The following is a 17,005-nucleotide window of genomic DNA, read 5'->3' as shown; positions in this document are numbered from 1 at the left end:
GAATCGTCCGGCGCACGAAGGGACCGAAGCCCGCACATGTATCCAGCTCCCTCCCCCCCGTATCCCCGGACCCGCCCGCTGCTCGCGCCACCCGGCGCCGTCCCCGGCGGCCACCCGGCCGGCGATGGCGAGCGCGCGCGCCGTGCCGCCCGCCGGCCCGGCCCGGTACCCGCCGGGGGCCGGCTCGACCTGTCCGGGACCCGGGGGGCACGGCTGCGTGCCGCGCTCTCCGCGGTCCGGGAGCTCTGCCCGGAGTTCTCCCCGGCGCAGGTGCTCCGGGACGGCCTGCGCTCGGTCCTGCTGGCCGGTACGATCGGCCGCCGCGCCGCGGTCGCCAAGTGCCTGCTGACACCCAATCCGGCGATGGCCGAGCGGATGCGCCAGGAAATAGCCATGTACCGGACCTTCGTCAGGCACCGTCCGCCGGTCCGTGCGCCCCGGCTGATCGCTGCCGATCCGGGCACCGGCACCCTGGTCATGGAATATGTGCCCGGCAGGCCCGCGGCGGCCCGGCGGCACCCGGAGACCCCGCCGGCCGCGCCCGACCTGCGCGCCGTGCTGGGCGCGGTGCACCGGCTCAACCGCTGGCAGCCGCCGGCCGAGACCTTCGCCCCGGCGATCGGTTATCCGGCCCGGATCGCCCGCTACCACGGGCAGGGCCTGCTCACCGACCGGGATGTGAGCGACCTTCAGACGCTGCTGCACGGGCTGTGCGCCAGGGGCCGGCGGGAACTGCCGCGCCAGTTCTGCCACGGCGGCGCGGTGCCGGCCAATGTGCTGCTGGCCCCGGGCGGCCCGGTGCTGGTGAGCTGGGACGCCGCCGGATGGTATCTGCCCGGCTACGACCTGGCCACGCTGTGGGCGGTGCTCGGGGACGCGCCGGCCGCCCGGCGGCAGATCAGCCAGGCCGCGCAGCTCGCCGGTCCGGAGAGCCGGGACGGCTTCCTGGTGAATCTGATGCTGGTGCTGACCCGGGAGATGCGGCTCTGCGAGCAGGCGGTGCAGCGGGCCATGCGGGCGCCCGAGGCACAGGGCGCGGACGGCGAACCACGGCCCGGGGCCATGGCCTACGGGGAGCAGCAGCGGCTGCTGCTGCGCCGGCTGCACGAGGACTGCGCCATGGCGCGCCGGGCGGTACGGGCCGCGGTGGGAACCCGCTGACCGTGGCGGCCCCGGCCCGTGCCGGGCCGGGGCCGCCACGGAGGAGAACCGTGCCACCGGCCGCCGGGACGGTGGTTCACTGCTGGAACATCTCGGCGGGCAGCGGCTTCAGCAGCCGGTAGAGATCCTCGGTGATCGGCCGGTCCCAGCTGGCGATGGTCACCAGAACACCGTCGCTGCGGTCGAACTGCACACAGGCGATCCGCCCTTCGGAGCAGACGACACGGCGGACGATCAGCAGGTTGCCGTCGTGCATCACCGGGAGCTGCTCGCTGCCGGTGGCCCGCACCTCCTCGTCCATGCCCAGCGCCGCCAGCAGCTGGGTCACCTCGAACGGCACCTCGTCCTCGGCCACCTCCCGGGCCGGCGAGCCCTGGGGCAGGTTGCCGATCACCATGGCCGGTCCGCGGCCCCCGAAAAGGTCGTACCGCAGCACCACGCCCTGGCAGCTGCCGTCCGGGCCGGGCAGCACCCCCGCGCCCAGGATGCCCGGCCAGTCCCCGGGGTCCATGGCCAGGACGTCGAAGTCCGGTCCGGCGGGAGACGGGCTGCGGCGGCGGAGAAACGACATGCGGCCATGGTACGCGGCGGCCGGAGCTGCTCCGTGCGAGGCCGGAACCCCCGGAACCCCCGGAACACCGGGGCACCGGGATGCCGCAGGGTCCGCCGCCGGACAATGCCGCCCGCGGGTTCCGCGGTCGTCCCCGGCTTTCAGCCGCCGCCCGCCGCGCCCTCCGGCAGCACGGCGGTCCCGCGGGCAAGTTCGGCGGCTTCGGCGGCGCGGCCGAGCTGCTCCAGGCAGTGCGCCTCGTCCTTGCGGCTGGCCAGGGTCTGCGGATGCTCCGGGCCCAGTACCCGCTCACGGCTGAGCCGCACCCGGCGGTACTCCTCCAGCGCCTGGTCCCAGCGGCCCAGCCAGCCCAGCGCCACCGCGATCTCGCGCCGGCTGACCAGGGTGTCCGGGTCGTCCGGGCCCAGGGTGCCGGAGCGCAGCGCGCAGACCGCGCGGGCCTCGGCCAGCGCCTCCTCCCAACGGCCCAGCCGGCCCAGGCTGACGCCCAGTCCGTGCCGGGCGCGCAGCGTCTCCGGGTGGCTGCGGCCCTGGGTGTGGGTACGGGCGGCGACCAGCTCGCGGTAGACCTCCATGGCCTCGGCCGGCCGGCCCAGCCGGCTCAGGCCCACGGCGGTCTCGTAGCGGGAGACCAGGGTGTCCGGGTGGCGGGGGCCGAGGGTGCGGGCGCGCGCCTCGGCGACCCGCTGGTGGGCGGGCAGCGCCTGGTCCCAGCGGCCCAGCCGCCCCAGCGCGTAGGCGGCCTCGTAGTGACTGGCCAGGGTGTCGGGGTGCTCGCTGCCGAGGGCCCGGTCGCGTTCGGCGGCCACCGCGCCGTGCACCCGGAGGGCCTCCTCCCAGTGGCCCAGCAGCCCCTGGCCGATGCCCGCCCGGTGGCGTCCGGCCAGCGCCGCCAGATACTCCGGGGAGGGGCCGCCGCGCGGCGCGGGCAGCGCGGGCGGCGACGTCGGCGGGGGCGGCGCCGGAACCGGCGGCGGCCCGCCCCCGGCCGGCCGTCCGATGCTCCCCGGCGCACCGGGCGCGGCACCGGAGGAGGAGGCGGCGGCGGGCGGCAGGGCCGGTGCCGTCCACTGCCCGGTCAGCCCCGCGGACCGGTCCGGCGACGGCTCGCGCAGCGACCAGGTGCCGCTGGCCCGGCCGCCGGGCCGCATGCCGCGGGTCCAGGGCGGCAGCGGCTCCGGCCGGACGTGCTCCGCCGGCTGCCCGCTGCGCCCCGCGGCCGGGGCGGCGGTCTCGGCCCGGGCGCTGTCCAGCACCAGCCGCCGGGCCCGGTCGGCGGCGTCCCGCGGACGGTCGGCCGGGTCCTTGGCCAGCAGCTCCAGGATCAGCCGTTCGAGGGACGGGGACAGCTCCGCGCGCAGGGAGCGCAGCGGCTCGGGCGGGGTCTCCCGGTGGCCCACCAGGATCGCCCAGGGGTCGCCGAGGTCGAACGGCGGTGCTCCGGTGGCCAGTTCGTAGAGGACACAGCCCAGCGAGTACAGGTCGCTGCGGTGGTCCACGGCGCCGCCGGAGATCTGCTCCGGGGACATGTAGTGCGGCGTGCCCATCGCCATGCCGGTGCTGGTCAGCTTGGCGTTGAGCCCGATGTCGTGGGCCAGCCGGGCGATGCCGAAGTCCAGGATCTTGACCGTGCCGTCGGCCAGCCGCATCACATTGGCGGGCTTGAGATCCCGGTGCACCACGCCCTGGGCATGGGTGTAGGCCAGTGCGGCGGCGACCTGGTGGGCGATGTCGGCGATCTCCGGCTCGGGCAGCGGTGCGGCCTGCCGGGCGGTCAGCAGTTCGCTGAGGTTCTGGCCGTCCAGCAGTTCCATCACCAGATAGAGCGTTCCGTCGTACTCGCCGAAGTCGTGCACCACCGTGATGCCGCGATGCTGGAGCGAGGCGGCCACCCGGGCCTCGCGCCGGAACCGTTCGCGCAGACCGCGCAGCGCGTCCTCGTCGCGCTGGGCGCCGCCGAGCGGCTGAAGGCATTTGACGGCCACCTGCCGGCCGAGCGCCTCGTCCCTGGCACGCCACACCTGGCCCATGCCGCCGCGCCCGATCTGCTCGATCAGCTCGTAACGGCCGTGGATCAGCGTGGTGTTCTCCGCCATCGCGCGTCTCTCACCCCCGTTGTGCCCGTCGGAATTCCGGCGATCTTTCTCTGCCTACCCAGTATCCCCGGCGGATCCCCGGCCGGCCGCCCCGCGCGTACGGGTGAGTACGGGTTGCCGGGGGCGCGCGGCGGGTACGGCTTCCGGACGGCGGCCGGGCGCGACCGCGCGCGGCGACGTGCCCTTCGTCCGCGCCGCCGGGAGCGGCATGCATCATGAGTGCCATGGACCCTGAGGAGTTCGCCGAGGAAGCGGGCGCCGAGCCGCGCCCGGAGCTGCGCAATCCGCGTATGGACGACGACCGCGAGGTCGGCTGGGACGACGAGGACGGCTACGGGTGGGATCGGTGATGTCCGGCCTGCCCTGACGGGAGGCCGCATGAAGATGCTGATCAATGTGCCGGAACGGGTGGTGGCGGACGCGCTGCGGGGTCTGGCCGCCGCCCATCCGGACCTGCTGACGGTGGACGTGGAGCGGCGGATCGTGGTCCGCCGGGACGCGCCGGTGGCCGGCAAGGTGGCCCTGCTCTCCGGCGGCGGCTCCGGACACGAGCCGCTGCACGCCGGCTTCGTGGGGCCGGGCATGCTCGACGCCGCCTGCCCGGGCGAGGTTTTCACCAGCCCGGTGCCGGACCAGATGGTGCGGGCCGCGGCGGCGGTGGACAGCGGCGAGGGCGTCCTGTTCGTGGTCAAGAACTACACCGGCGACGTGCTCAACTTCACCATGGCCGCGGAACTGGCCGAGGACGAGGGGGTGCAGGTCTCCACGGTCGTGCTGCGGGACGACGTGGCGGTGAGCGAGGACGGCGAGAGCGCCGGGCGGCGCGGCACCGGCGGCACGCTTTTCGTGGAGAAGATCGCCGGGGCGGCAGCCGAGGAGGGCGCGCCGCTGGTGCGGGTGGCGTCGGTGGCCCGCCGGGTGGCCGAGTCCACGCGCAGTTTCGGGGTGGCGCTGAGCGCCTGCTCCACCCCGGCCAGGGGCGCCCCGACCTTCGATCTGCCGCCCGGGGAGCTGGAGCTGGGCATCGGGATCCACGGCGAGCCGGGGCGGGAGCGGCGGCCGATGATGACCTCCGGGGAGATCGCGGACGCGGCGGTGGCCGCGGTGGTCGAGGACCTGCGGCCGGACAGCCCGGTGCTGCTGCTGGTCAACGGCATGGGGGCGACCCCGCTGCTGGAGCTGTACGGGTTCGCCGCCGAGGTGCACCGGGTACTGGCCGAGCGGCGGGTCGCGGTGGCCCGCACCCTGGTGGGCAACTATGTGACCTCGCTCGACATGGCCGGCTGTTCGGTGACGCTGTGTCAGGCGGACGAGGAACTGCTGCGGCTGTGGGACGCACCGGTGCGGACCGCGGCCCTGCGCCGGGGCCGCTGACGGCTGTCCGGAGGGACGGAGACGATGGAACGGGACAGGGCTCAGGACGGCGGCGCTCCGGCCGGTGCCCCGCGGGGGGCGGCCGGGCTGGACGCGGATTTCGTGGTGCGCTGGCTGACCGCCGCCGCGGCGGCGGTCGACCGGGAGGCGGACCGGCTGACCGAGCTGGACGCGGCGATCGGCGACGCGGATCACGGCGCCAACATGCGGCGCGGCTTCCGGGCGGTGACCGGGACGCTGGCCGAGGACCCGCCCGCCACACCGGGCGCCGTGCTGGCGCTGGCCGGCCGGACCCTGGTGTCCACCGTGGGCGGGGCGTCGGGTCCGCTGTACGGCACCCTGCTGCGGCGCACCGGCGGTGAACTCGGCACGGAGGCGCCCCGGGTGTCCTCCGCCGAGTTCGCCGCGGCACTGGCCGCGGGGGTGGCGGCGGTGGGCGCGCTGGGCGGTTCGGCGCCGGGGGACAAGACCATGCTGGACGCGCTGGTGCCGGCCGCCGAGGCGCTGCCGGAGTCCTTCGACGCGGCGCGGCGGGCGGCCGTGGCGGGCGCCCTGGCCACGGTGCCGCTGCGGGCCCGGCGCGGGCGGGCCAGTCTGCTGGGCGACCGCAGCATCGGGCACCAGGACCCGGGCGCGGCGTCCGCGGCCCTGCTGGTCACGGCGCTGGCCGAGACCGCGGCGGAGGCGGCGGGGAGCCCGGATGACTGAGCACACCGGGCGCGGCGGCCCTGCGCGGCCGGTGGGCATTGTGCTGGTGTCGCACAGCGCGGAGGCGGCCGAGGCGGTGGTCAGGCTGGCGGCGGCGCTGGCCGGCGGGGCGGCGGGCGTGCCGCTGGAACCGGCCGGCGGCCTGCCGGACGGCGGCCTGGGCACCAGCGCGGAACGGATCACCGAGGCGGCCCGGCGGGCCGACCGGGGGGCCGGGGTGGCGGTGCTGGCCGACCTGGGCAGTGCGGTGCTGACCGTACGGGCGCTGCTGGCCGAGGACGCCGGGGGCGGGCTGCCGCCGGACACCCGGCTGCTGGACGCGCCTTTTCTGGAGGGTGCGGTGGGCGCCGCGGTCACGGCCGCCGCCGGGGGCGATCTCGCCGCCGTGACGGCCGCCGCCGAAGACGCCTACCGGCTGCGCAAACGCTGATCCGCCCGGTATCCGCCCGGTATCCGCCCGGTCAGGGCAGCGGGCGCGCCGGGGCCGGCAGCGGCGCCGGGGCGGCCAGCAGCCGGCCCTCGGGGTAGCCGAGCGCGGCGGCGGGGAGCGGGACCGGGGCGCCGTCGGCCAGCAGCCGGACGGTGCCGGTGGCGGGGGCGTCCGGCGCCGGGGCGGCGCCCAGGCGGCGCAGGGCCTGGGCGGCGACGGCGCGGGCCGAGCCGTGCAGCCGCACCGGTGCCCCGGTACGCCGCGCCAGCCGCTGCCGGATCTCCTCGGCGACCAGCTCGTAGTGGGTGCAGCCGAGCACCACGTCCCGGGTGGCGGCCGGGGTCAGTGCGGCGGCCGCCTCCACGGCGGTCACCACGGACCGGGTGTCGGCCCGTTCCACGGCGTCGGCCAGGCCGTGGCAGGGCACCTGGGCGGTCTGCGTGCCGCCGGCGAAGTCGCGGATCAGGGCCCGCTGATAGGGGCTGCCGGTGGTGGCCGGGGTGGCCCAGACGGCGACCGGCCCGCCGGCCGCCGCCGCGGGCTTGACCGCGGGCACGGTGCCGATCACGGGTACGGCCGGCTCCAGCTCGGCGCGCAGCGCGGCGAGCGCGTGCACGGAGGCGGTGTTGCAGGCCACGATCAGCGCGTCCGGCCGCTCGGCCAGGGCGGCGCGCGCGCAGCGCAGGGCGCGCTCGGTGATGTCCCGTGGGGTGCGCGGCCCCCAGGGCATGCCCGAGGGGTCGTTGGACAGCACCAGGCCGGCATCCGGCCGGGCCCGGCGCACGGCAGCCGCGGCGGCCAGCAGTCCCAGCCCGGAGTCGATGAGCGCGATCTTCACGGACCCAGGGTACGGGCCGGGGGCGGCCCGGCGGGCGGGGTGGCGGCGGGCGCGGTGTGCCTGCCTCGGAGACCGGGTGTCCGGGGTGTTCCGCGTGAATGGCGGGCGCATGGCGTTGTGCACCGTGCGCCCCGCCCGGCCCCGTGGTCTCGCCCGTCGCGCCGTTGGTGACCTGCGGAGACGGCCTCCGGAGCGGAACCGGCCCGCACCGAGGAACAAAAAGGGGAATTCGGCTTATATGCTGAATTCACTCTTCTTGGGGACCCAGAGTCAGCATGATCGAGCGAAATGACCCTCTAATCGGTCTCCCCAACGAGCACATCGTGGGCTTACCTTATGTCGCATGACCTCCCCGCGCTCGTCCTACTCAGGCGGCTACTACTCCTCGCCGCCGCCCTTCCCGGACACCCCGATCTACGACAGGCTGGTGGCCGAGCGGGGTACCCCGCAGATCGCCCCCATCCGGGTGCCGTCGGCCTACGACGCGCTCCCCCAGTTCACCTCCGCCCCCGCGCTGCCGGCGGCGCTGCCGGCCCTGCCCTCCGGGCCGTCCTCGCCGCAGCCGGTGGCCCATCACGTGCCGCCGCCGCAGACCGGCTACCAGGCGCCGATGCGCCAGCCGATCCCGGCGGCCCCCGGGCCGGCCGCGCAGCCGGCGGCGCCCTACATCCCGCAGCAGGCCTCGCCGGCGCGGCCGTACGCCCAGCCCGCACCGCAGCCGCCCCAGCAGCCGCAGCCGCAGATGTACCCGTCGCAGGCGGGCCGTCCGGCGGCGCCCCGGCCGCCCGCCCCGCGCCAGGCGCCCGGCGGCTACCAGGACCCGTACGGCCAGCAGCACCCCTACCAGTACCCGGGCCCCGGGTACTGACGGCGGTCCACCGGCCGGCCCGGGCGACGAGGAGCGCGGACACAGCAGACAGCAGCGGACAGCAGCAGACAGCAGCACAGCGGAACATGCCGCGGCGGCCGGCCGCGGACCCCGGCGGGCGCGGGGACGGTGCCCTGACGGGGTGGTCGGGCCGGCCGCTTCCGGGGGCTGCCCGCGGGGCGCCGCCCGGATCAGACTTCGACGTCCTCCAGGATCCCGAGGGCATCGGGGACCAGCACGGCGGCGGAGAAATAGACCGACACCAGATAGCCGATCACGGCCTGCTCGTTGATGCCCATGAAACGGACGTTCAGGCTGGGCTCGATCTCCTCCGGGATGCCGGGCTGATGAAGCCCGACCACGCCCTGCTTCTCCACCCCGGTGCGCATCGCCAGCACGGAGGTCACCCCCTGCCGGCTGACCGGGATCTTGTCGCAGGGCAGCAGCGGGATGCCCCGCCAGGCGCGCACCCGCCGGCCCTGGAACTCCGTCTCCCCCGGCGTCACTCCGCGGCGGTTGCACTCCCGGCCGATGGCCGCCAGGGCGCGCGGATGGGCCAGCAGGCAGTGCGTGTTGCGCCGCCGGGAGATCAGCAGGTCGAGGTCGTCGGGGGCGGGCGGGCCGCCGCGGGTGTGGAAGCGCTGCGCCGGCGCCGCATTGTGCAGCAGCCCGAACTCCCGGTTGTTGACCAGCTCGTGCTCCTGCCGCTCGCGCAGCGCCTCCACGGTGAGCCGGAGCTGCTCCTGCACCTGGTCCATGGGCTCCGCGTAGAGGTCGGCGACCCGGGTGTGCACCTTGAGCACGGTCTGCGCCACGCCGAGCTCGTACTCCCGTGGACCGGGGTCGTAGTCGGCGAAGGCGGCGGGCAGCGAGGACTCGCCGCGGTGCCCGGAGGCGATGGCGATGTCGGCCTCGCCGCGGCTGTTGCGCGGCGGCGCGGCGGCGCCCTCCCCCGAGCCGCCCGCGAGCCGTTCGCGCAGGGCGGCGGAGCCGCCGGCCAGCCGGCGCACCTCGGCCAGCGGCAGCACCAGCACGGTGCAGCGGGTGAGCGCGGTCAGCCCGTAGCGCCACACGGCGGGGCCGGGGCCGGCCGCCGCCGGCAGGGCCTCGTCGCCCGCGAAGTCCCCGCCCGCCAGCACGGCCAGCGAGGTGTCGGTGTCGTAGGCGCCCGGCGCGTGCTTGCGGATCTTGCCGTGCGCGATCATCACCACGCCCTCGGCGGGGGTGCCGGCCTCGGCCACGGTCTCCCCCGCGGTGTACTCGCGCTGGACGCACGCCCCGGCCAGGGCGCGCAGCGCCGCTTGGTCGTCCAGACCCGCCAGGGCGGGGAGTTCGGTCAGCTCCTCGGGGATCATCCGCACCCGGGTGCCGGTGGCGTGGAAGTCGATCCGGCCGTTGCCCGTCTCGTGGACGAGCCGGCGGTTGACCCGGTAGGTGCCGGCGGTGACCGGCACCCAGGGCAGCACGCGCAGCAGCCAGCGGGAGGTGACGGCGCGGTTCTGCGGCGGCGTCTTGGTGGTGGTGGCGAGTTGGCGGGCCGCGGCCGGGGCCAGGCTGCCGGCGCGCTCCTCGGCGGCGCCGGACGCGGATCCGGGGTCGGGCACGGGCACGTCGGTGGGCGTGGTCATGCGGGAGAACGCCTCCGGTGGTCGGCGGGGCGGACGGGGGCACACTCAGGGGCCGCCGCGGCCCGGTACAGCGGGCCGCGGCGGGCTGCGGAGGCGGGCCTCACTGGCCGACTTCGACGTCCTCCAGGATTCCCAGGGCATCGGGCACCAGCACCGCCGCCGAGTAGTAGGCGCTCACCAGATAAGAGATGACCGCCTTCTCGTTGATTCCCATGAAACGCACCGAAAGACTCGGCTGGTATTCATCCGGAATTCCGGTGCGGTGCAGGCCGACCACGCCCTGCGCCTTTTCCCCGGTGCGCATGGCCAGAATCGAGGAGGTGCCCGCGGCGCTCACCGGGATCTTGTTGCACGGCAGGACCGGGACGCCGCGCCACGCGGTGACCGAGCGGCCCATGAGTTCGACCGGGGACGGGTACAGCCCGCGCCGGCTGCATTCCCGGCCGAAGGCGGCGATCGACTTGGGGTGGGCCAGGATGACGCTGGGCTCCTTCCACACCGCGGCCAGCAGTTCGTCCATGTCGTCCGGGGTGGGCGGGCCGGTGCGGGTGTGCAGCCGCTGGCCGAGGTCGGCGTTGTGCAGCAGGCCGAACTCCCGGTTGTTCATCAGCTCGTGCTCCTGCCGCTCGCGCAGCGCCTCCACGGTGAGCCGGAGCTGCTCCTCGACCTGGTTCATCGGCTCGTTGTAGAGGTCGGCGACCCGGGAGTGCACCTTGAGCACGGTCTGCGCCACGCTGAGCTCGTACTCCCGCGGCGCCGGATCGTAGTCGGCGAAGGCGGCGGGCAGTTCGGCCTCGCCCTGATGGCCGGAGGACAGCCCGATGTCGGCCTCGCCATGGGCGTTGCGCTGCCGCGGCACGGCCGTGCTGCGGGAATGGAGGTGGGCGCGCAGGCCGGGGAAGCGGTCCGCGGCCTCCTGCACCGCCCGCCGGGGCAGCAGCAGCACGGTGCCGCTGGTGGCGGCCTTCAGGGTGTGCTCCCAGACCCCGGCCTCCGGGCTGCCCAGCGCCTGGTCGCCGGTGAAGTCGCCGTCGGCCAGCACCCCCAGCTCGGCCTCCTGGTCGTAGGCGCCGGGAACCAGCCGCCGGATCTTGCCGTGCGCCACCAGTACGGCGTACTCGGCGGGGCTGCCGGCCTCGACGATGACGTCCCCCGGGGTGAGGTCGCGCTGTTCGCAGGCGCCGGCCAGGGCCTGGAGTGCCTCGGCGTCCTCGCATCCGTGCAGCAGCGGGAGTTCGGTGAGTTCCGCGGGGATGACCTGCACCTCGGCACCGGTGGAGAGGAATTCCACCCGCCCGTTGCCCAGGGTGTGGGTCAGCCTCCGGTTGACCCGGAAAGTGCCGCCGCCGACCTGTACCCAGGGCAGCACCTTGAGCAGCCAGCGGGAGGAGATCCCCTGCATCTGGGGAGGGGTTTTGGTGGTGGTGGCGAGATTGCGCGCCGCCGCCGTGCTCAGGCTCTGCTGAACGCCGGTCGTCTGGTTCTCCGGTGCCGGTTCCACCGAGGTGGTCATGTGCGATTCCGCCAATCTCCAGGACGAGAACTTGAGCCGCGCACTGTCGTGCGCCAAAGAAGTTAACGCGCCCCGGAGTTGGCAGGCAATCACTCAAAAGAGAAGGCCGCCGGAAGATAGTTTCAACGGAATTCTGGGTATTACCCGCCGGATTCCGCACACCGGAACGATAACCGGCACCCTGGGTGATGCGTCAACCGCGCTGGGTGAGAACGCGGGGCGCCGCGGCGCCGCACCGTGCCCCGCCGTGCCCCCGCCGCGCTCCGGCCGCACCGCCCGGGACGCCGGCACCCGGGCCGGCCCGGGTGCCCCGCAGGGGAGTTGTGGTCATCTCCCGCTCCGCGCAAGCGCTACCGTGGAGCCGCCAGTACGCGTCGCCGCGCGTTTGATCGACACACGAGGTTGGGCACAACGGTTCATGGCTGAGGGCATGGCAGAGGGCTCCGTCCATCTGACGCACACCGGCACATCGCGCTGGCGGCGCCGCACCGCGGTCTACTCCTCGGTCGCCGAGGCCCTGGCCGTGGCGGCCGACGGCGATGTGCTGGTACTGGCCCCCGGCATCTACCGGGAGAACCTGGTGATCGAGCAGTCGGTGGTGGTGCGCGGCCCCAGCTCGCCGGAGGCCGGGCCGGCCCGGATCGCCCCGGAGGACGGCGTGCCGCTGACCGTGCGCGGCTCGGCCACCGTCTCCCGGCTGCGGGTGGAGGGGCAGGACGCCACCGTGCCGGCGGTGCTGGTGGAATCCGGCACGCCGGAGCTCGGCGAGCTCTGGGTGAAGACCTCCTCGGCGGCCGGAATAGCGGTGCGCGGCGGCGGCCGGCCGACGGTCCGGGGCTGCTCGGTGGACAATCCGGCCGGTACCGGCATCGCCGTGGCCGACCGGGCCGGCGGCCTGTTCGAGGACTGCGAGATCACCGCCGGCCAGCAGGGCGTGGCCGTGCAGGGCGCCGCCCATCTGCGGCTGGAGGGCTGCCGGGTGGAGCGCGCGGGCGGCGCCGGGCTGTCGGTGACCGGTGAGGGCAGCGCGGTGGACGCGGCCCGGTGCACCTTCCGCGGCATCCGCGGCGCCGGGGTGCGGCTGGCCGAGCGGGCCACCGCGCATCTGGGCGAGTGCGACATCAGCGGCACCACCGGGGACGGCATAGCCCTGGAGAGCGATGCGGTGCTCACCCTCTCCGACAGCCGGGTGCACCAGATCCCGGAGAACGCGCTGGCGCTGCGGTCCCGTTCGGTGCTGACCCTGGTGCGTTCCACGGTGCGGTCCTTCGGCCGCAACGGACTGTCGGTGTGGGATCCCGGGACCCGGGTGGACGCCCACCACTGCGAGATCGGCGACTCCACCGGCAGCTATCCCGCGGTCTGGGTGAGCGACGGCGCCGCCGCGGTGCTGGAGGCGTGCACACTGCGGCAGGTGCCGGACGCGCTGTGCGTGCTGGACGCCGGTTCCCGGGCCGATCTGGTGGACAGCGAGGTCTCCCGGGTACGCGGCTCGGCGGTGTCGGTCAGCGGCGGTGCGCTGGTGCGGATGGACGCCTGCCGGGTGCGGGAGGCGGGCACCGGGGTGTGGTTCCGCGATCCGGAGAGCGGCGGCACGGTCACCGGCACCTCGATCGACGAGGTGACCACGGGCGTGCTGGTGAGCAAGGGCGCCGATCCGGTGGTGACGGACTGCACGGTGACCGCGCCCGCCGAGGCGGGGGTGTATGTGTCGGCGGGCGGCCGGGGGGTGTTCCGGGACTGCCGGGTCTCCGGCTCCCGCGGCTACGGATTCCATGTCACCGAGGGCTGCCGGGTCTCGCTGGACCGCTGCCGCGCCGAGCGGGCGTCCCGGGGCGCCTTTGTCACGGCCTCCGGCACGGTGCTGAGCGACTGCCGCAGTGACGAGCCGGTGCCGCCCGGGGTGCCGGTGGCCCCGGTGAGCCCGGCGGTCTCCGGGACGGTGACGGGCACGGCCCGGCCGGGCTCCGGGACGGCCGCCGGCGGCGGGCCCGCCCTGCTGCTGCCCGATCCCGTGCTGCCGGACCCGGCGCCGCTCCGGCCGGCCGCGGACCCCGCCGCCGACGGCGGGCCGGGGGGCGGTGCGGACCCGGGCCGGCCGGCCGAGGAGGTGCTGGCGGAGCTGGACTCGCTGGTCGGCCTGGAGTCGGTCAAGCGCGAGGTGCGCAGCCTGATCAACATGATCGAGGTGGGCCGCCGCAGACAGGCGGCCGGGCTGAAGGCCGCGTCGGTCCGCCGTCATCTGGTCTTCACCGGCTCCCCGGGCACCGGCAAGACCACGGTGGCCCGGCTCTACGGGGAGATCCTGGCCGCGCTGAAGGTGCTGGAGCGCGGCCATCTGGTGGAGGTCTCCCGGGTGGATCTGGTGGGCGAGCACATCGGCTCCACCGCGATCCGCACCCAGGAGGCGTTCGAACGGGCGCGCGGCGGGGTGCTGTTCATCGACGAGGCCTATGCGCTGGCCCCGGAGGACGGCGGGCGGGACTTCGGCCGTGAGGCCATCGACACGCTGGTGAAGCTGATGGAGGACCACCGGGACGCGGTGGTGGTGATCGTGGCCGGCTACACCGACGAGATGGCCCGCTTCCTGGCGGTGAACCCCGGGGTGGCCTCGCGCTTCTCCCGCACCATCACCTTCGGCGACTATCTGCCCGACGAGCTGCTGAGCATTGTCCGGCAGCAGGCCGCGGACCATGAGTACACGCTGGGCGAGGGGGCCGAGGAGGCGCTGCTGAAACACTTCACGGCGCTGCCCAGGGGGCCCTCCTTCGGCAACGGGCGCACGGCGCGGCAGACCTTCGAGGCGATGGTGGAGCGGCACGCCGGGCGGGTGGCCCGGCTGCCCGACCCCAGCACCGAGGAACTGACGCTGCTCTACCCCGAGGACCTGCCGCCGCTGTCCGGCGCAGACTAGGGCGCCGGGCCGGCGGCGTCCGGTGCGGTGCGCCCGACGGGCCCTGCGGGCTCGGGAGGTGCCCGCTGCGCGGCGGAGGGCCGGCATCGCAGCGGGCGGTGGGCAGCGGGCCGCTCGGCCGATCCGGCAAGGCGGCGAGGTGCCGTGCCGGGCGTCGCGGGCCCGGGGCACCTCCCGGACGGCGTCCGGGCGGAGGGGGAGGGCTTTGCCGGGCAGGGCGGCCTAGCCTCCGGCGGGGGCGGTGCCGGGGGCCTTGCCCCGGGTGTGCGGGGGCGCCGGCTGCTCCGGGACCGGGAAGGCCGGCCGCCCGGCCAGGGCCCGGTGCAGGGCGGCCCGTTCCTCGGCGTAGGCGGGGTCCGCCGCGTAGTCGCCGTGGCCGAGCACCGGTTCCGGCAGCGGGCGCCGCGGGGTGCGGCCGAAGCACTGCGGATCGCGCAGCGCGGCCCGGTCCACCGGGGCCCCGTCCGGGCCGGTGACGCCGACCGGTCCCCCGATCGGGTCGGTGTGCCGCCACAGGTTGCGCCAGCGCGGCACGGCCCCGGCCAGCCCGGCCAGGGCGTGCGGCCCGAAGTACTTGGGGAACCACCGGCCGTAGAGCCGGCACAGCGGTGAGCCGTGGGTGAGCAGGGCGACCCGCCGCCGGGTGGCCGGGTCCAGCTGCCAGACCGCGGCGGCGGCCAGCACGCTGCCCTGGGAGTGGCCGGAGATCACCACGGTCCCTCCGGTGGTGCCGGTCCAGTGGGTCATCCGCCAGGTGAGGTCCGGGACGGCGCGCTCCGCGTAGCAGGGCGGCGCGAAGGGATGGGCGGAGCGGGGCCAGAAGGTGCCCACGTCCCACAGGATGCCGATGGTGCGGCGGGCGCCGTGATCGCGGTAGGCGCGGCGCCCCACGGCCAGCAGCAGGACGACTCCTATCCCCATCACCCAGGAGCCCGCCGCCTGGCTGACCGCGGCGAAGCCGGCCAGCGGCCCCGGGGTGTCCTCGGCGGCGGCGCGGGGGGCCTCGCCGGTGAGTCCGGCCCCGGCCACCGCCACGAAGCCGAGCAGCACCCCGGCGGCGCCGACAGCGCCCACCAGGCGGGGGGCGGAGTCGGTCAGCCGGGCCCGGGCCACGGCTCCGGCGACCCGCAGGCTGTGCCGCTCGTGCGGCAGGTCGTCCGCGGCTCCGCCGCCCTGCTCCTCGGGGTAGGCGTCGCGGACCCCGGGCGCCAGCCGGCGGGTCTGCCGCCACACCGACAGGCCGGCGGGCAGCGCCAGCAGCAGCACCACGGCGAGCAGGGTGGGGATGGCGGCGGCCTGCCAGCTCAGCAGCACCGTCGGCCCGGGAATGGTGCCGGGGGTGCCGAGCCGGGAACCGGGGTCCAGCCAGTCGGCCAGCCGCTGCACCGCGCCGCCGGTGAGCACCGCGGCCAGGGCACAGGCCAGCACCGCGCAGCAGGGGCCGGCCAGGCCGCCCAGCACGCCCCGCCGGGCGGGATCGGAGCGGCGGTGCAGCCGCAGCGCGGCGGCGGCGAGCACGGCCAGCAGCACGCCCTGGGTCACGGTCAGGGCGGTGAAGACGCCGTTGCCCGGGTGCATGCCGGTGCTGTGCCAGCCGGGCCGGTGCCAGGCGGTGTGCAGCAGGACCAGGGCGAGCAGCACCCCGGTGGCGGCGGGCAGCCAGGTGAGGATCAGCGGGTGGCAGCGGTCGTCGGCGGTGCCGTACTCCAGCTCGGTGCGGCCCTGGGCCGCGATGACCAGGAGCACCGCGGCGCAGCCGGTCACCAGCAGGGCGGCCAGCAGCCAGCTCGCCGCGGCCAGCGGGGCGCTGCCGTGCGGGCCGTGGTCGTACCGCCAGCTCGCGGTGAGCAGGGCGCCGCCGACGGTCAGCAGACCGGCGCAGGTGTGGGCGGCGCGCAGCCGGGAGACGATGCCGCGGCCGAACCAGAAACCGGGCAGGGCGAGCAGGTTGGGGTGCCCGGCCGCGGCGGAGCCGCCGGGGCGGGTGCCGGGGCCGGGCCTGCGGCCCCGGTCGCCGCCCCCGCGCAGCAGTTCGGCCAGCGGCGGCGGGTAGGCGGACTCGTAGGCGCTCCAGGTGCGGTGGGAGAGCCACCACAGCAGCCAGATCAGCAGCAGCGGCAGCGCGGCGGCGAGCAGCAGCCGCCGGCCGGGCTCGGTCCACCAGCCGTTTCCGCCGGCCAGGAAGCCGGTCCAGTCGCGCCGGCCGGCGCAGGACTCGGTGGCGGCGCACTGCCAGGCGAACAGATCCAGGGCGACGGCGCAGGCCCCGCAGACCAGCAGCACGGTGAGGCTCAGCGCCAGCAGCCGGCCTGCGATGTCGTAGACGCGGTGGGTGGTCCGGTGGCCGCCGGCCGGGGGGCGCATCCAGTGCGCCATGTTGACGATCATGAACGGGAGCAGCAGCAGCCACAGGGCGCGGGCACCGTTGCCGGAGGTGAGGTTGGACCAGGTGTACGCCTCGCGCAGGGGCTGCCGGTCGTCCCAGAGCCGGTCCCGCGCGTCCTCGGTGCGGCGGTGCACGCTGGCGGTGCCGTCCCCGGTGATCCGCTCGGTGCGGGGGTCGCCCAGCATCTCCTCCGGCCGGGCGCCGCCGACGCCGTGGACCAGCAGCTCCAGCGCGGGCGCCGGGGTGCGCTCCCCCGCCGGGGCCGCCGCGGGTACGGGTCCCGGGGCGGACCGCGGCCCGGGTTCCGCCGGGGCGCCGGGCGGTGCTTCCCCGCCGTTTCCCTCCGCCGTCGTTCCCGCCATCCTCCGGCCTCCCCTCCGGCCGTCGCGGCCCTCCCGGCGCCGATTCGCGCCGGGGGCCGTATGGTCTTTCGTGCGCCCCGTCCCGTCTGCGGTACCGCGCGGTCACGGCCCGTGGCGGGACAGCAGGTGCATGGCAGGATGGCCTCTGCCCCGGAC

Annotated in this window: 13 protein-coding genes; 7 read left to right on the top strand and 6 right to left on the bottom strand. The window is 76.1% G+C overall.

Annotated features, from left to right (window positions below; genetic code table 11):
• The first annotated feature begins 36 nt into the window (after nucleotides 1–36).
• Nucleotides 37–1,161: an aminoglycoside phosphotransferase family protein gene (locus BM242_RS17305; RefSeq protein ID WP_093839761.1), complete on the top strand. Its 1,125-nt coding sequence runs from the start codon at nucleotides 37–39 to the stop codon at nucleotides 1,159–1,161.
• A gap of 76 nt (nucleotides 1,162–1,237) precedes the next feature.
• Here the strand turns inward: BM242_RS17305 and BM242_RS17300 are convergent, their stop codons facing one another.
• Both BM242_RS17300 and BM242_RS17295 read right to left on the bottom strand, forming a co-directional pair.
• The gene (locus BM242_RS17300; RefSeq protein ID WP_093839760.1) at nucleotides 1,238–1,732 is read right to left on the bottom strand and encodes a hypothetical protein; all 495 of its coding nucleotides are present in this window, start codon (nucleotides 1,730–1,732) and stop codon (nucleotides 1,238–1,240) included.
• 140 nt (nucleotides 1,733–1,872) lie between these two features.
• Nucleotides 1,873–3,828 carry a serine/threonine-protein kinase gene (locus BM242_RS17295; protein WP_093839759.1) on the bottom strand — a complete coding sequence of 652 codons (1,956 nt, stop codon included), beginning with the start codon at nucleotides 3,826–3,828 and terminating at the stop codon, nucleotides 1,873–1,875.
• Between the two features lie 224 nt (nucleotides 3,829–4,052).
• On the opposite strand from BM242_RS17295, the gene BM242_RS30860 reads away from it, so the two are divergent.
• From BM242_RS30860 to BM242_RS17280, 4 genes are read left to right on the top strand one after another with little or no spacing between them, the layout of a single operon-like run.
• Nucleotides 4,053–4,178, top strand: coding sequence for a hypothetical protein (locus tag BM242_RS30860; RefSeq protein ID WP_281254692.1), 126 nt, complete (start codon nucleotides 4,053–4,055; stop codon nucleotides 4,176–4,178).
• Nucleotides 4,179–4,206: 28 nt separating this feature from the next.
• Nucleotides 4,207–5,202 (top strand): dihydroxyacetone kinase subunit DhaK, encoded by a 996-nt coding sequence (gene dhaK, locus BM242_RS17290; RefSeq protein WP_093839758.1) that lies wholly within the window; start codon nucleotides 4,207–4,209, stop codon nucleotides 5,200–5,202.
• Nucleotides 5,203–5,226: 24 nt separating this feature from the next.
• Nucleotides 5,227–5,910 carry a dihydroxyacetone kinase subunit DhaL gene (gene dhaL / locus BM242_RS17285; RefSeq protein ID WP_093839757.1) on the top strand — a complete coding sequence of 228 codons (684 nt, stop codon included), beginning with the start codon at nucleotides 5,227–5,229 and terminating at the stop codon, nucleotides 5,908–5,910.
• A complete protein-coding gene (locus tag BM242_RS17280; RefSeq protein WP_093839756.1) occupies nucleotides 5,903–6,340 on the top strand; it encodes a PTS-dependent dihydroxyacetone kinase phosphotransferase subunit DhaM in 438 nt (145 codons plus the stop codon). Before dhaL ends, BM242_RS17280 begins: the two co-directional genes overlap by 8 nt.
• A 31-nt stretch (nucleotides 6,341–6,371) precedes the next feature.
• On the opposite strand, the gene BM242_RS17275 is transcribed toward BM242_RS17280, so the two are convergent.
• Complete coding sequence (locus BM242_RS17275; protein ID WP_245834212.1) at nucleotides 6,372–7,178, bottom strand: glutamate racemase; 807 nt, start codon at nucleotides 7,176–7,178, stop codon at nucleotides 6,372–6,374.
• A gap of 343 nt (nucleotides 7,179–7,521) precedes the next feature.
• Between BM242_RS17275 and BM242_RS17270 the strand changes: the two genes are divergently transcribed.
• Complete coding sequence (locus BM242_RS17270) at nucleotides 7,522–8,046, top strand: DUF6643 family protein (protein WP_093839754.1); 525 nt, start codon at nucleotides 7,522–7,524, stop codon at nucleotides 8,044–8,046.
• Nucleotides 8,047–8,237: 191 nt separating this feature from the next.
• Here BM242_RS17270 and BM242_RS17265 read toward each other — a convergent pair whose 3' ends face one another.
• Together BM242_RS17265 and BM242_RS17260 are read right to left on the bottom strand one after the other, a co-directional pair.
• Entirely contained in the window at nucleotides 8,238–9,674 is a 1,437-nt protein-coding gene (locus BM242_RS17265) for a family 2B encapsulin nanocompartment shell protein (RefSeq protein ID WP_093839753.1), read from the bottom strand.
• A 100-nt stretch (nucleotides 9,675–9,774) separates the two neighbouring features.
• Complete coding sequence (locus tag BM242_RS17260; RefSeq protein ID WP_093839752.1) at nucleotides 9,775–11,187, bottom strand: family 2B encapsulin nanocompartment shell protein; 1,413 nt, start codon at nucleotides 11,185–11,187, stop codon at nucleotides 9,775–9,777.
• Nucleotides 11,188–11,617: 430 nt separating this feature from the next.
• On the opposite strand from BM242_RS17260, the gene BM242_RS17255 reads away from it, so the two are divergent.
• A complete protein-coding gene (locus BM242_RS17255; protein WP_093839751.1) occupies nucleotides 11,618–14,101 on the top strand; it encodes a right-handed parallel beta-helix repeat-containing protein in 2,484 nt (827 codons plus the stop codon).
• Nucleotides 14,102–14,323: 222 nt separating this feature from the next.
• On the opposite strand, the gene BM242_RS17250 is transcribed toward BM242_RS17255, so the two are convergent.
• Nucleotides 14,324–16,849, bottom strand: a complete 2,526-nt coding sequence (locus BM242_RS17250) for a hypothetical protein (RefSeq protein ID WP_175541459.1) — start codon at nucleotides 16,847–16,849, stop codon at nucleotides 14,324–14,326.
• Between the last annotated feature and the right edge of the window lie 156 nt (nucleotides 16,850–17,005).

The sequence above is a fragment of the Streptomyces aidingensis genome (genome assembly GCF_900112355.1).
GTDB lineage: Bacteria > Actinomycetota > Actinomycetes > Streptomycetales > Streptomycetaceae > Streptomyces > Streptomyces aidingensis.
This window is presented reverse-complemented; position numbering and strand designations above follow the sequence as displayed.

Excerpts from the sequence above, each read along its gene's own strand:
- BM242_RS17305 (WP_093839761.1), top strand. The coding sequence starts at position 37 with ATGTATCCAGCTCCCTCCCCCCCGTATCCCCGGACCCGCCCGCTGCTC.
- BM242_RS17300 (WP_093839760.1), bottom strand. The coding sequence starts at position 1,732 with ATGTCGTTTCTCCGCCGCCGCAGCCCGTCTCCCGCCGGACCGGACTTC.
- BM242_RS17295 (WP_093839759.1), bottom strand. The coding sequence starts at position 3,828 with ATGGCGGAGAACACCACGCTGATCCACGGCCGTTACGAGCTGATCGAG.
- BM242_RS30860 (WP_281254692.1), top strand. The coding sequence starts at position 4,053 with ATGGACCCTGAGGAGTTCGCCGAGGAAGCGGGCGCCGAGCCGCGCCCG.
- dhaK (WP_093839758.1), top strand. The coding sequence starts at position 4,207 with ATGAAGATGCTGATCAATGTGCCGGAACGGGTGGTGGCGGACGCGCTG.
- dhaL (WP_093839757.1), top strand. The coding sequence starts at position 5,227 with ATGGAACGGGACAGGGCTCAGGACGGCGGCGCTCCGGCCGGTGCCCCG.
- BM242_RS17280 (WP_093839756.1), top strand. The coding sequence starts at position 5,903 with ATGACTGAGCACACCGGGCGCGGCGGCCCTGCGCGGCCGGTGGGCATT.
- BM242_RS17270 (WP_093839754.1), top strand. The coding sequence starts at position 7,522 with ATGACCTCCCCGCGCTCGTCCTACTCAGGCGGCTACTACTCCTCGCCG.
- BM242_RS17265 (WP_093839753.1), bottom strand. The coding sequence starts at position 9,674 with ATGACCACGCCCACCGACGTGCCCGTGCCCGACCCCGGATCCGCGTCC.
- BM242_RS17260 (WP_093839752.1), bottom strand. The coding sequence starts at position 11,187 with ATGACCACCTCGGTGGAACCGGCACCGGAGAACCAGACGACCGGCGTT.
- BM242_RS17255 (WP_093839751.1), top strand. The coding sequence starts at position 11,618 with ATGGCAGAGGGCTCCGTCCATCTGACGCACACCGGCACATCGCGCTGG.
- BM242_RS17250 (WP_175541459.1), bottom strand. The coding sequence starts at position 16,849 with ATGGCGGGAACGACGGCGGAGGGAAACGGCGGGGAAGCACCGCCCGGC.